The 14,746-nt window shown below is 41.2% G+C and carries 9 protein-coding genes; 5 read left to right on the top strand and 4 right to left on the bottom strand.

The window, feature by feature from the left end:
• Positions 1-4: 4 nt before the first annotated feature.
• From fliF to flgB, 4 genes are read right to left on the bottom strand one after another with little or no spacing between them, the layout of a single operon-like run.
• Positions 5-1,633 carry a flagellar basal-body MS-ring/collar protein FliF gene (fliF, locus tag ACYSNO_RS10200; RefSeq protein ID WP_461730982.1) on the bottom strand — a complete coding sequence of 543 codons (1,629 nt, stop codon included), beginning with the start codon at positions 1,631-1,633 and terminating at the stop codon, positions 5-7.
• Between the two features lie 22 nt (positions 1,634-1,655).
• Positions 1,656-1,985, bottom strand: a complete 330-nt coding sequence (gene fliE, locus ACYSNO_RS10195) for a flagellar hook-basal body complex protein FliE (protein ID WP_461730981.1) — start codon at positions 1,983-1,985, stop codon at positions 1,656-1,658.
• A gap of 21 nt (positions 1,986-2,006) precedes the next feature.
• Positions 2,007-2,444 (bottom strand): flagellar basal body rod protein FlgC, encoded by a 438-nt coding sequence (gene flgC / locus ACYSNO_RS10190; RefSeq protein WP_461730980.1) that lies wholly within the window; start codon positions 2,442-2,444, stop codon positions 2,007-2,009.
• A 53-nt stretch (positions 2,445-2,497) separates the two neighbouring features.
• Positions 2,498-2,872: a flagellar basal body rod protein FlgB gene (gene flgB, locus ACYSNO_RS10185; RefSeq protein WP_461730979.1), complete on the bottom strand. Its 375-nt coding sequence runs from the start codon at positions 2,870-2,872 to the stop codon at positions 2,498-2,500.
• A gap of 756 nt (positions 2,873-3,628) precedes the next feature.
• Between flgB and ACYSNO_RS10180 the strand changes: the two genes are divergently transcribed.
• The 5 genes from ACYSNO_RS10180 to ACYSNO_RS10160 all read left to right on the top strand — a co-directional run bounded on the left by ACYSNO_RS10180 (position 3,629) and on the right by ACYSNO_RS10160 (position 14,745).
• Entirely contained in the window at positions 3,629-5,680 is a 2,052-nt protein-coding gene (locus ACYSNO_RS10180) for a methyl-accepting chemotaxis protein (RefSeq protein WP_461730978.1), read from the top strand.
• 213 nt (positions 5,681-5,893) lie between these two features.
• Positions 5,894-7,930 (top strand): methyl-accepting chemotaxis protein, encoded by a 2,037-nt coding sequence (locus ACYSNO_RS10175; RefSeq protein WP_461730977.1) that lies wholly within the window; start codon positions 5,894-5,896, stop codon positions 7,928-7,930.
• A gap of 138 nt (positions 7,931-8,068) precedes the next feature.
• Positions 8,069-10,165, top strand: a complete 2,097-nt coding sequence (locus ACYSNO_RS10170; protein WP_461730976.1) for a methyl-accepting chemotaxis protein — start codon at positions 8,069-8,071, stop codon at positions 10,163-10,165.
• Between the two features lie 200 nt (positions 10,166-10,365).
• On the top strand, positions 10,366-12,477 hold the full coding sequence (locus ACYSNO_RS10165; protein ID WP_461730975.1) for a methyl-accepting chemotaxis protein: 2,112 nt from the start codon (positions 10,366-10,368) through the stop codon (positions 12,475-12,477).
• A 195-nt stretch (positions 12,478-12,672) separates the two neighbouring features.
• Positions 12,673-14,745: a methyl-accepting chemotaxis protein gene (locus tag ACYSNO_RS10160; RefSeq protein WP_461730974.1), complete on the top strand. Its 2,073-nt coding sequence runs from the start codon at positions 12,673-12,675 to the stop codon at positions 14,743-14,745.
• The last annotated feature ends 1 nt before the right edge of the window (position 14,746 follow it).

Raw genomic sequence — 14,746 nt, 5'->3', positions numbered from 1 at the left:
CCTGTTATTTAAGTTCTTTTAACCAAGATTTTATTAATTCTGCTGCGACTTCTGGATTTTCAACGGCATAGTCTTTCGCGGCTTTATCTTTTCGTTGTTGTTCACGGACTTGTTCTTTTTGAAGTTGACGTTTTTTCTCGATTGGATTTTCGTTTTCTTCTCGTTCATCCCTTTGAGGCGTTTCATCAGCGACATCGAAGGTTTCAAAAATTGGTGCTGCCGTCACGCGTGCTTCTTCAGTCATTTCTTCAACTTCTTCATCCGCTACGAGGTAATTTTCTTCTTGACGTTTTCTTTTTAGCAAGACAATTGTCAAAATCACAATGAGTAAGGTGGAAATCACACCTGAAAAAATAACAAAATAGAGTAAGTATTGATTGAAATTGTCTTTGATAGCGATTGCCCCTCCTTGCGTCTCCTCTTCGATGACTTCTTCCCCTTGGTTAAAGTCTATTCCTTGAACAGCAATATTGTCTCCGCGCGTTTCATCAAAGCCAACCGCTGAAGCGACCAAGGCTTCTAATTCACGGCGAACGTCAGCAGGGACATTGGCGCTAACCACGATTGAACTAGTCATTCGACGAATGGTCCCTGGTGCATTAATTGTGGTCACAACTTCTGTATCTAACTCATTATTAATGCTCCGACTGTAACTACTATTGCCTTCATTTGTACCACCTGTTACGTTTGTCACGTTGTCGTTGACTTGGCCGGTCTGAGCACGTTCAATGTCCTCGCCCGTTCCTGTCGCTTGCACGTTTTCACTGCGCACCTCAGGATTGCCATAGGTTGTCCGTGTGCTTTCCACAGAATCAAAATCTAAATCGACGTTAATGGAAACTTTCGCCCGATCGGCTCCATAGATTGGTTCTAATAAACGCTCCACTTTCTTTTCCAGGCTTTCTTCATAGCTACGTTTCATTTCCATGTACTTATTGTTTGCGCCACCTTGGAAAAAATCATCCTCTTCTTCCACCACTGACAAGATTTGACCATTACTGTCAACCACTTTGACGTTTTCCGCTTTTAAATTCTCAACGGCACCTGTCGTCAGCGCCACAATCCCTTGAATGGAGGCTGGTTCTAAAGCCTTTTTTAAGGTTAAAACAATGGACGCCGTTGCTTCTTTTTGATTGGTCGAAAACAAGTCATCCTCTGGTGTGACTAAAATGACCTTTACTTTTTCGACACCATCCAAGGAATGAATCGCTCGCTGCAACTCACCTGTTAGCGCTCGTTGATACATGATTTTACGATCTTCATCGGTCGTCATAATCCCAGCAGTGTCAAATAATTCAAAACCTGTTGTACTATCTGGTAATTTATTATCAACTGCTAAGTCAATGCGATATTCATCGATTTCAGTTACCGGAATCAAAATCGTCTTCCCGTTGTCTTTCAGTTGATAAGGGATTTTCTTTTCTTTTAAATCTTGACTAATCATGCCAGCATCTGCGGAACTCATGTCTGAAAATAAGATTCCGTAATCAACCTTTGTTACGAAGTAAAAGACAAAGCTACCTACAACGACGGCACTGACGGCAAATAAAACGATTGCTTTTTTGACGAGCGGACTAGTTTCTTGCCATTTCTCTTTTAATTGTTCTAACCCATCTTTCAATTTCGCAACCATTTATTTCATTCTCCTCATCTTTTTAAAATTGCATCCCCTTGATGTCGTTGTATGCTTCTAAACATTTATTTCGAATTTGGGTTGCTGTTTGCAAAGTCAATTGCGCTTCATTCATTCGAATCATGACTTGCGCTAAGTCGGTTTCGTTGCCTGTTATCACATCGAGCGTATCTTGATCCATTTGTTCTACTTTTTGATTGATTTGCGTAAAGGCTTGGCTAAAGTAATCACTAAATGTTTTGCCCGTTTCATCTGTCGTTCCTATTTTTGCATTCACTGCATGGGGGTTGGTTGCTTCTTGAAGACTTGAACGATAATTTACTAATTGTTGCATGTGATTGATTGGGTCCATGGTATTTTCTCGCTTTCTGGCTTAGTCTTTTGATATTTCAAGGGCTTTTTTTAATAGCAGTTTATTGGCTTCTAATGACGAAGCATTGGCCTCATACGTACGAACGGCTTCAATCATGGCAACCATTTCATCGGCCATATTGACATTCGATAGTGCCAAATAGCCATTTTCATCGGCCGCTGGATTGGTCGGATCATAACTCACGTTTTCTGTTGTATCTTGTAAGATGCCGTCTACTTTTACACCAAAACTCATTGGAGGACGAGATGCTTGTGTCGTATTCGTTGATTGAAATTTTTTTAAACTTTCTGAAAATTCAATGGTTTTTCTTTGATAGGCGGCACTGTCCGTCGTTTGATGGGTATTGGCATTCGCAATATTGGTGGAAATCGTGTCTAGCTTTAAACGTTCCAAGGCTAGGCCACTGGCATTAATGTTTAATCCTGTAAAAATAGTCATTTTTGTTCGTCCCTTCACGATTATTTATTCGCAATCAATGACCCGTGCGGTGTTTAGTGAGTCGTCACATAATTCATCATTTTTAAACGCCCATTCACTTGGGCTGTAAGCGCTTGATAGTAAAGTCCGTTTGTGGCCTGATCGACCATTTCGATATCTAGATCGACATTGTTTCCGTTCGCTTTCACACTGGTCATTTGGTTTTCTACGATGCGGGGTGTCACTGCTGTGAGGTGGCCGATATGTTTCGGATGTGTGGTGTGTAATTTGAACGAATTTTTCCCGACTGCCTCTTGGAGCTCTTTTTCAAATTCAATGCGTTTGGTTTTATAATTAGGGGTATTGACATTCGCAATATTGGTGGAGATTAGATTCGCGCGCGTTGCTGAAACATTCAACGCATTTTTCAAAAGATTGTATGTCTCCATCGACATCACGCTCCTTTCATTTTTCATCTCAATTTCCAAAAAAAGTGAACACTGATTGTTGTGATTGATTCCTTCTTTTATTTATTTTTCACTTTAGAACAATTATTGTTTTGTTCAATCTTTCGAGTCCTGAACCAGTATAATAAATCTTTCTCACTTTTACAACCTCTTTCTAATTCGATGCTTCTTTGTTCACAGTCATCTTCTTAAACAATCTTTCTTTTACTCATTATGTGAAAAACGTTATCAACCGCTTGATACCAACATTAATCTAGGGTTTCAAATTTAATTTTAGTTATTTGAACTCAAAAACTTCTGTTCTTTTTATCTCGCATTAGAAATATCTAATGAACATTTTACCAATTACTTACGAAAAAAACTTCTTAACCTAGTTTTTCACAAACTTTCCTGTTCTTCCCTTCCTATATAAAAGTTGTCATTTTTAGCGATTCCACTTTTTTTATTTTTCTTTTTTCACAAATCTTTCTTTTTTATATTTTTGTTCAAAAAAAACTATAATTCTTTTCTTTTTGAACCGATACTCCTATTTAGGTTCTTATTTTTATGATGATGACTCGCAATCCGCCTCGATTTTGAGAGGGGCTCTCTGAATCGCATCGTATTTATCTGGTTTGTCTCAAAGTATGTATCCACGGGCTCTCCCCCTTCCTCAGCCCACAAGATACGGTGCGAAAGAAAACCTGGTCGTTTTTGTCTCTCTCGTGTTTACCAAATAGAAAAGGATGTTGATTTAAAATGAAAATTTTCAAAAAACAAAAGAGTGTGGGTAGTTATATTGGTTTCGCCTTGATGGTAATCGCTGTTTTACCTATTCTAGCCATGTTCTTTACTTCGACAACTGTCTCAAACAACTTATTAGTTGAACGCAATGAGCAGACGCAAGAATCGGTTTCTAAGACCATTCTTGAAGTCAAAGACTCGATTTATGCTTCTGCTGAAGGCAAATTAGACACCTTACTTGCCTACCCGATGTTTAGCGAAACATTTGATTTAGCAGAAATTGAAAAAGGGCTGCAATTTGCTATCGCTGGTGATCAAAATATTTCTCAAATGGTCTTTACCACGGAAAAAGATGTCTTTACTTCAGCAAACGGCACCCCCGATGGTTATGTCCCTACTTCACGACCTTGGTATGAACAGGCCATGGCCAACAAAGGGAAAATCATTCGGACGGAGCCTTACCAAGCTGCTGCAACAGGAAAAGCAGTCAACACCATTGCAAAAGCTTTCCAAAACAAAAAGGGAGAATGGGCTGTTTTAAGCGCCGATATTTCCTACCGAAACGTAGACGATGTTGTGCAAAGTCTAAGTGTCGGTCGAACGGGGGAAATCTTTTTAGTAACCAACGATGGTTTGATTTTGAGTGCAACTGATCCCTCCTTGATCGGGATGGACTTCAGCCAATACGAACACTTTTCGCGTATTCATGAAGAAACCGCAACGAGTGGCCATATTGCCATTAACGACAACGAAACATCGGATCTATTTTTCGATCGTGGCAAAACACCGGCAGAGTCTTTCGTCATTATTAATATCGCGAACAATGAATATGCTCGAGAAAAGCAATTACTTTTCTTTTCTTCTGTGGCTGTTTTCGTCATTATGGCCCTCATCGTGGCAGCAATTAGTTGGATGATTATCGCTTTAGTACGCCAAATTATTTTAATCTTGATGAATCAATTTGATCAAATTGGCCAAGGGCATCTAAATGTGATTCCTCGTTTGACTGCCAAAGAAACCAATCGTTGGACGGTCACTTCATGGGCCCAACGCTTTGTTTACGCTGATGAAAATGGCACCGAGATTCATCGCCTTGTCGCAAGCTACAACCAGATGATTGCAGCGATAGGCGGCGTCATCCATCAAGTGCAAGGAGAAAGCGCTCATGTCGCTTCCATGTCTGATTCCTTACTTGAATTATCAAAACAAACCAACGCGGCAACGGAAGAAGTGGCTGAAACAATTACTGGGATTGCCGAAATCACCAGTTCACAAGCCAATGACACAGAAAATAGCGTGACACAAGTGCAGCAGCTATCGACTGTCGTCAATGAATTAATGGGCAATGTTTCAACCATGACGAATCAGTCGCAAGAATCGCTGCAAATGAATCAAGAAAGCATGGATGTTATGGATCAAGTCAACCAAAATTGGCAAAGCGAATTAAATCAAATGAATACTTTGATGCAAAATATGAACGGAATGAACGAAAATATCCAAGACATTAATCAAATTATTCATGCCATTAATGCCATTTCTTATCAAACAAATCTATTGGCTTTAAATGCTTCCATTGAAGCGGCACGCGCTGGGGATGCAGGTCGTGGGTTTGCCGTTGTTGCTTCTGAAATTCGTCAACTGGCTGAACAAAGCAAACAATCGACGGAAGAAATTGAAAGCATTATAAATAAAATTCAGAGTCAATCTAAGGCCATGGTGGAACAAACCGCTCAATCCTTAGATGGTGGCGAAAGACAATCTGACTTGATACAACAGGCCATTTCTTCTTCCAGTAATGTTTTCCGTCGCAACAATGACCTGATCCAAGGTGTCGAAGAGATTCAACAAGCCACCAATCAAATTGTTACCATTCAAAAGATGGTGCTTGAAAACTTAGAAACCATTTCTGCCTCAACCGAAGAAAACGCAGCTGGTACGCAAGAAGTTTCAGCCAATGCCGAAGAAGTTTTAGCAACCATGGAAGAATTTATCGGACATGTTGCTGAGTTGCAGACAATCTCGGATGATTTGAAGACGTTGACCGACCAATTTGACGTCAAACTTTAAAGTGATTTTTCAACACATTCCAGCCTTTTATCAGACTCTTTTTGGTCTGATAAAAGGCTGTTTTCTTTTCGTTTACGTCTCTTTTAATTAAATGACAGCGGTTATGTTCAAAATCCCCTCGTTAGAAACTTAACTTTTAATCATTTCCAACCGATAACTGATGGGTAGTTCCAAATTGTCAGAAGAATAAAACAATATGAAGGATGATTTTTTATGAAACGCAAAACAAAAAGTATTGCTCCCTTTGTCGCCTTGATTTTAATGCTTACTGCCCTTGTTCCTATTTTTTCGATGTTAGTTAGTTCGCTTTCTATTACTAGTAATCTCTTATTTGAACGAAACAAAGTCATTCAGCACAGTGCCGCTGAAACCGTCAACGAAGTCAAAGAAGCTGTTTTTGATGCCGCTGAACAGCGATTAACTGAACTCGTCACCCACCCTGTCTTCCAACGTGATTTTGAACCAAAGAAAATTGAAGAAGTCCTTCAAATCGCTGGTCTGGGTGATTCGACGGCACTGGCACTTACCTTTGGAACGACAGACGGCCGCTACGCAACGGATACACCGATTGCTGGCGAATACGATCCCACTACCCGACCTTGGTTTCAATTGGCCATGGAAAATCAAGGAGAGATTGTCCGAACAGAACCTTATATTGATGTCACGACAGAATCGTTTGTTAATACGGTTTCTTACGCTTTCCAAAATAAAGTTGGTGAATGGGGCGTGCTTTCGGTAGACGTTTCTTACCAAAATGTCGATCGAGTGCTTGCTCATTTAGCAGTTGGTCGAACAGGGAGTGCCTTATTAATTGCGGATACTGGGACGATTATTAGTGCTGCCAATTCGGAACTCACCGGGACGAACTTTGCTGAACATCCAAGTTTTCAGGCGATTGTTGAGGCCGATGAGCAAACCGGGTTTATCGCAGTCAACGATGGCGAAACGGAAGGTTTTTACTTTGATAAAGGCGTTGCCGGTAGTACTGCTTGGACAATTGTCGAGGTCGGAGCGGATGAATATCAAGAAGAAATTCGTTCCTTGCTTTTATCTTCAGCCGCAGTTCTCGGAGGGATGATTCTTTTCGTCCTCCTAATTGTTGTGAGTATGATTACGGTCATTCGAGAAATCGTCAATGTTCTAGGAATGAAATTTGAAAAAATCAGCCATGGACAACTCGAACAGATTCATCCGACGACCGAAAAACGCCGATTTTCAATCAAACATTGGGCGCATGGCTTTGTACGTGAGGAAAAAGATGGCAATGAAATCCATCGACTGGTCGCACAGTATAACCAAATGATTCAAGCCATTGGTTCTTTGATCGTCCAAGTCCAAGGGGAAAGCGAGCACGTGTCTACCATGTCAGATTCTCTCTTAGACCTCTCCAAGCAAACCAACCTAGCGACAGAAGAAGTCGCCGAAACAATTACGGGAATTGCAGAAGTCACCGGTTCGCAAGCCCATGAAACACAAAATAGCGTCACAAAAGTCCAACAACTTTCAACCGTCGTTAACGAACTGCTCGTTAATGTCTCTTCGATGAACGAGCAGTCACAAGCTTCTCTAAAAATTAACGAAGAAAGTAGGACCATCATGGGAGAAGTCAATCAAAACTGGCAAACCGAACTCACCCACATGGCAGCAATGATGCAAAACATGACGGGGATGAATGCTAGCATCCAAGACATTAATAAAATTATTCAGGTCATTAATGATATTTCTTATCAAACAAATTTACTCGCTTTGAATGCTTCGATTGAAGCGGCACGCGCAGGAGAGTTCGGCCGTGGTTTCTCAGTGGTCGCCACAGAAATTCGTCAATTGGCAGAACAAAGCAAACAATCAACCGAAGAAATTGAAGCGATAGTCAGTCAAATTCAGGCACAATCGACTCAGATGGTTCAACAAACGGCACAATCGCTTGAAGGCGGTCAGAAGCAATCTGGCTTGATTGATCGGGCAATTGCTTCTTCGGATGAAGTTTTCGAACATAGCAATGCGTTAATCCAAGGTTTTGCAGCTATTCAAGAAGCAACGACCCAGATTGTCACAATTCAAGACCTCGTATTAGAAAACTTAGAGACGATTTCCGCTTCAACCGAGGAAAACGCGGCGGGCACACAAGAAGTTTCTGCCAATGCCGAAGAAGTTTTAGCAACGATGGAAGAATTCATTGGACATGTTGCGGAATTACGAACAATTGCTGAAGGGTTACAAGACTTAACTACGCAATTTAAAATTAAATAAAGGGAAAAATCCTTCGAGACGGTTTCATTTTGTTTCGAAGGATTTTCATATTTTCCCTTCTTTTTTCATTAACTTTCATTCTCTTTATCCGATACTATCTTTTGTTGCTCAAAAACGGCGACATGAAAGGATGATATTTTGTTTTCAAAAACACACTTCACAAGAAAAGAGCAAAAAAAGAAAGAAAAAAAGAAGGAGAAAAGCCTTTCCCCCTACATTGCTGCCGTACTTGCTTTGATGGTTTTGATTCCGATTTTCTCGATGCTATTAAATTCGATTCAAGTTTCCAAAAGGCTCCTCGTTGAACGAAATCAAGCGACGCAGATTAGCGCCTCAAATGCCTTAATGCAAATGAAAGAAGATATTTTTATTAGTGCAGAAAATAAGATCGATGGGCTGCTAGCCTTGTCGGTTTTTCAAGAAAAAATGGATTTAAAGGAAATCCAAACGGCCCTTGAAGCGGCAGCTACTGGTGACATTAACGTCTTTGATATTATTTATTTAACCGAAGATGGGGAAATGACTTCCGCTTTTGGTGCCCACGAGACCGACGCTGCGGCTATTAGCAATTGGTCAACAAAGGTTTTTGCACAAAAAGATACTTATTTGCGATCGAGTGCGGTTTTAAGTAACGATGGAAAAAGTTACTATGCCACTGGCTCACGCTCGTTTAAAAATAAAGCCGGGAAATGGGCCGCCCTAGCAGTCAATACTTCTTACCAAAACGTGGATAATTTGGTCAATAGTTTGACGGTTGGAAGAACAGGAAATCTTTGGCTGGTTTCAGATGACGGCCGAGTGATTAGTGCTGACAATCCTGATTTCATTGGAGAAACGCTCGCAACGTTTGAAGATTTTAAAACGATTAAAGAACAGACCGACCGTTCCGGTTTTCTGGCTGCGAGCGATTTTCCCGACGTCGATGACATTTACTTCGATAAAGGACCCGAAAATGGTTCGACTTGGATTTTTATTAGTTTAAAAAATGGAGAGTATACGCCTGAGAGCCGTTCGTTAATTTTTTCTTCTCTTGTGATTTTAGCAATCATGTTTCTTGTAGTCACCTTGATTATTCTGACGGTCGTCTTTTTGATAAAGGAAGTCATTCTCGTCTTGATGAAACAATTTGATGACGTCAGCCAAGGACGTCTAAGTACAATTAAACGAACAAAACGAGAAAAAAAGAAGCGCTTCTCTTTTCAAGCTTGGGCGCAAGCTTGGGTCTACCCTGATAACGAAGGAACAGAAGTGCATCGCCTCGTCTACCAATATAACCAAATGATTCAAGCCGTCAGTCAACTGATTCAACGCGTACAAAACGAAAGCCAGACTGTTGCGACAATGGCTGACTCCCTGCTTGATCTCTCAAAACAAACCAATTCCGCCACTGAGGATGCCGCGGGAATGATTACAGGAATTGCCGAAGCGACCAGTTCACAAGCCATTGAAACCGAGCAGAGTGTGGTCAAAGTGCAACAGTTGTCAACGATTGTCAATGAATTGATGACGAATGTGACCACCATGAATGCCCATTCGCAAGAGTCCTTAGGCATCAACGAACAAAGTCGTGAAATCATGACCCATGTCAATGAAAACTGGCAAAAAGAATTGCAACACCTCACAGGATTGGTGACCAATATGGGTGGGATGGATCACAGTATTCAAGCCATTAATCAAATGGTTCATGTGATTCACAATGTCTCCTATCAAACCAACCTTTTGGCTTTAAATGCCTCCATCGAAGCGGCTCGTGCAGGCGAATTTGGACGTGGCTTTGCCGTTGTCGCTTCCGAAATTCGGGTACTAGCTGAACAAAGTAAACAATCGGCCGAAGAAATCGAAACCATTATTCGACAAATTCAAAGCCAATCGGCCGATATGGTAGCCGAAACGTCCCAAACACTAGCAGGTGGCGAAGTACAGGCAACCTTGATCGCCCAAGCGATTGCGGCTTCAGATGAAGTCTATAAGCAAAATACCGACCTGGTCCATGCCATTAATCAGATTCAAACATCGACGGATCAAATTGGGATCATTCAAAAGAACGTGTTCGAAAACTTGGAAACCATTGCGGCTTCGACCGAAGAAAATGCAGCCGGTACCCAAGAGGCTTCCGCCAATTCAGAAGAAGTTTTGGCGGCAATGGAAGAATTTATTGGCCATATGAATCAATTGAGTCAAATATCGGTTGATTTACAAACCTTGACTGCCCAATTCCATTTAGAAGATGCCTAGGTAATATTTTTCCTGCGCTTCAAAAAAAGAGGTGCCAAAAGACGGTTTGCAAAAACCTCCCTTTTGGCACCCTTCTTTTTTATCCAATAAAAACGCTTAACTTCTTCTTTTTTTCACCGATAAATAAAAGTAACGTCTGTTCGTTTATATTCTCACAGTTGTTCAGACTCAGTATTGATCTTTAGGAAGGATTCGTTTGTATGAAAAAAAGAACACGAAGTATTGCACCCATTATCGCTCTTGTTTTACTTGCAACTGCTTTAATTCCAGTATTTACCATGTTTTACAGCTCTTTATCCACTTCAACCACACTGCTAACAGAGAGAAATCACGTTAGTCAAGAAAGTAGTGCGGATACGGTTTTGGAAGTAAAGGAAGCGATTTTCACAAATGTAAATAATAAAATCGATCAAATGGTTCATCTCCCACTATTTACAGATAAGTTTGACCTAGATGAAATAAACAAAACTTTAAACTTACTGAGTCTCGGAGATACAACGATTTTACAAATGACCTTTACCACTGCAGATGGTACTTTTACCTCAGTCAAAGAATCGGCAATCGACTTTGATCCAACAGCAACGCCTTGGTTTCAAATGGCCATGACAAGCAAGGGCCGTTCCATTCGGACCGATCCTTATCTTGCCGCAGATGACAATGGCTATATTAGTACGGCTGCTCGTGCTTTCCAAAACAATTATGGTGAATGGGGTGTTTTCGCGATTGATATTTCTTATCAAAGTGTCGATCAAGTCGTGAAAAAACTAACTGTAGGCCGGACGGGTCAGATTTTTTTAATTAGCCAAACTGGGATTATCATTAGTGCTTCGGACCCTTCCTTAATTGGAACCGATTTAACCGATCGTCCCCAATTACAGGCAATTCAGGATTCCAATCAACTCAAAGGTTTTATTGAAATGACGGGGACAGCGGAAAACGATTTTTATTTTGATAAAGGCTCCACCGATAGTACAACTTGGGCACTCATTGACATTGCTCCTGACGAATACGCAGCTGAAACTCGTTCTTTGATGATTCGTTCGGGGATTGTTTTGCTCGTCATGTTACTTGTTATCGCCTTACTCGTCTGGTTTGTTGTTTATTTTGTCCGAGAAATGATTCGTTTGTTTAGCGAACAATTTCAAAAAATTAGTCAAGGAAACTTGGAACTGATTTTAAATCCAAAAAGTTTAAAAGAAAGAAAAACAAAAAAAACGAAGAAAACCAAAGCAAAATCAGACAAAAAAAAGCAAGTCACTTGGCCCAAATTCTTAGGGTTTCAAACGGCGGCAAGACAATTTGCACGCCCAGATGAAGCTGGCAACGAAATCCAACAGTTGGCTTTTCATTATAATCAAATGATTGTGGCGGTCCGTTCGCTCATCCAGCAAGTGATTGGCGAAAGCGATCACGTGGCGACGATGTCCGAATCCTTACTTGATTTATCGAAACAGACCAATCGAGCAACCGAAGAAGTGGCTGAAACCATTTCAGAAATCGCAGGCGTGACGAGTTCTCAAGCGCAAGAAACGCAAGGCAGCGTTGAGAAAGTCCAAGAACTTTCAACGGTAGTCAACGAACTCTTAAGTAACGTCACAACGATGAGTGAACAATCACAAGAATCCTTGAATATGAATCAGCAAAGCATGGAAGTCATGGACGCGGTGAACCACAACTGGGAAAGTGAACTTAGTCAGATGGCAACTTTAATGACTGGAATGAGTGGCATGAATACCAATATTCAAGACATTAACCAAATTATTCATGTGATTAACGATATTTCCTATCAGACAAATCTCTTAGCGCTAAACGCCTCCATTGAAGCAGCACGGGCGGGCGAATTTGGTCGCGGCTTCTCCGTTGTTGCCACCGAAATTCGACAACTGGCTGAAAAAAGCAAACGTTCCACTGAAGAAATTGAAACGATTATCGCCCAGATTCAAGCACAATCGAATCAAATGGTCCAGCAAACTTCCCAATCACTTGAAGGTGGAAAGAAACAGTCGCAGTTAATCGAACAAGCCATCTCCTCTTCTTTGGAAGTTTTCAAGCGCAGTCAATTGTTGATTTCAGGCGTTGAGGCAATTCAACAAGCAACGAATCGGATTGTCACCATCCAACAAGTGGCATTAGAAAACTTAGAAACGATTTCGGCTTCCACCGAAGAAAATGCTGCCGGGACGCAAGAGGTTTCGGCCAACGCGGAAGAAGTTTTGGCGACGATGGAAGAATTCATTGGACATGTCGCTGAACTACGTACGATTGCTGAAGGTCTGCAAAAATTAACCAATCAATTCCAAATCACAAATTAACCGAATAAAGAGTCTGTGGCAAAAGTCGCAGACTCTTTATTCGCGCCGCTTGCTTTCCTTACGGTTTATCGAAAGGAAGCATTCCGTCTTTCTTTGTGAATCTTTTGTCCTTTGACTTAAGTGATTCCGTTTTTTTACCGATTTAAAAGAGTAGTCTGTTTAAAAGAATCAAACAGCTTGTGAAAGGATGAGGAAATGAAATTTTTACATTTGAAACTTCAACGAGGAACGAAGGAAAAAAGTATCTTGCCTTTAATTGCTCTTACTTTGATCCTTACGGCGCTTTTGCCAATCTTGGCGATGCTCTTTTCCTCTATTCGTATCTCACTGGATTTAATCGAGGAGCGAAATGAAATTGCACAAGATGTTGGGGCAAAGACGATTTTACAAGTACAAGAAGAATTGTTTAATGCCGTGGATATTCGAGTCGATGAAATGATTCAGCTAGCTTCCTTTAAACAACCTTTTGATAAGGAAGCGATCGAAAGGGATTTAAAAACATCGGCAATTGGCGATCATAACATCCAACAATTAGTACTGGCTACAACCGAAGGGGACTATGCCACGCTTGAACCAGTCGCAGATGACTATGAACCCACTTCATTGGATTGGTTCATGAAAGGCCTCGCAGAAAAAGGAAAAACTTATCAGACAGATCCTTACTACTTCAATGTAATCGATGATTACCTCGTAACAGTTGCAAAAGCCTTTCAAGATTTTAATGGCAATTGGCTTGTTTTAGCCGTTGATGTTGCTTATACCAATGTAGATAATGTTGTGAAAAATCTTGCCGTTGGTCGGACCGGTGAAGTCTTTTTAGTATCGAGTACTGGGATTGTTATCAGTGCTTCCAATCGTAGTGCCATTGGTGAAGACTTGAGTGGCTTCCCTCTTTTTAGTGAAATCGTCGCTGCCCAAACACCTAGTGGCTTTATTAAAGACCAAAGTCCGAGCGACTACCGTGGCGCTTATTTTAATAAAGGAACAAATGGTAGTAAAGATTGGGTAATGATTAACGTTGGAAAGCAAGAGTATCAAACAGAAATCCGAGCCCTTTTATTCTCAGCAGCCTTGATTCTCCTTGTCATGATGCTGATTGTCATCGTCGTGACCGCACTCGTCGTCACCTTGTTTAAAGAAACCATCTTAATTTTCACCAAGCGCTTTGAACAAATTAGCACGGGCCATCTTAAGCATATTTTCCGCTTAACCCAAACCAAGGAAAAACGTTTTTCTTTTGTTAGCTGGGCCAAACGTGCCGTTTATCCTGACGCGAAGGGCAATGAAATTCATCGTTTAGTTTTCCATTATAATCAGATGATTGATGCGGTCGGTCAACTGATTCAACGTGTGCAAGGAGAAAGTGAGCACGTTGCTGCCATGTCAGATTCGCTTTCTGAACTGGCGAAGCAAACCAATACTGCCACAGAAGAAGTGACCGAAACCATCGTCGGGATTGCAGAAATCACGAGCAATCAAGCACAAGAAACACAAGGCAGCGTCGTGAGCGTCCAAGACTTGTCACGAGTCATTCATGGACTTTTAGACAATGTTTCGACGATGAACGTCGACTCGCAAGAAGCGATGGCCATTAACCAAGAAAACATGGATATCATGGATCAAGTCAGTCTCAACTGGCAAGAAGAGCTCGCCCATTTAAATACCTTGGTTACCGATATGAATGTCATGAATAACAATATTCAAGATATTACCAAGATTATCCAAGTCATTAATGACATCTCCTATCAAACCAATTTACTGGCCTTGAATGCTTCGATTGAGGCTGCTCGCGCTGGTGAATTTGGCCGAGGCTTCTCCGTTGTCGCAACCGAAATCCGTCAATTAGCAGAACAAAGTAAACAATCGACGACGGAAATCGAAACGATCATCTCACGGATTCAGCAACAATCCAATCAGATGTTAGAACAGACTGCGGAATCTTTAACTGGCGGCGAAAACCAAGCAGTCTTAATTGGGAATGCCATCAAATCCTCTCTTGAAGTCTTTAAGCGCAGTCAGGCTTTAATTGATGGTGTCAGCAACATTCAAGCTTCCACCAGTGAGATTGCCACGATTCAAGAAAGCGTCCTAACCAATTTAGAGTCCATTTCAGCTTCCACCGAAGAAAATGCTGCTGGTACCCAAGAAGTCTCTGCCAATGCAGAAGAGGTACTGGCAACAATGGAAGAATTCATTGGACACGTCGGCGAACTCAATGAAATTTCAGCCGGTTTAAAAACACTAACCGATCAATTTCACCTCGATTAAA

This window comes from Enterococcus sp. LJL98, from assembly GCF_054871745.1.
The sequence above is the reverse complement of the archived record's forward strand: the minus strand, read 5'-3'. Positions and strand labels throughout refer to the sequence as shown.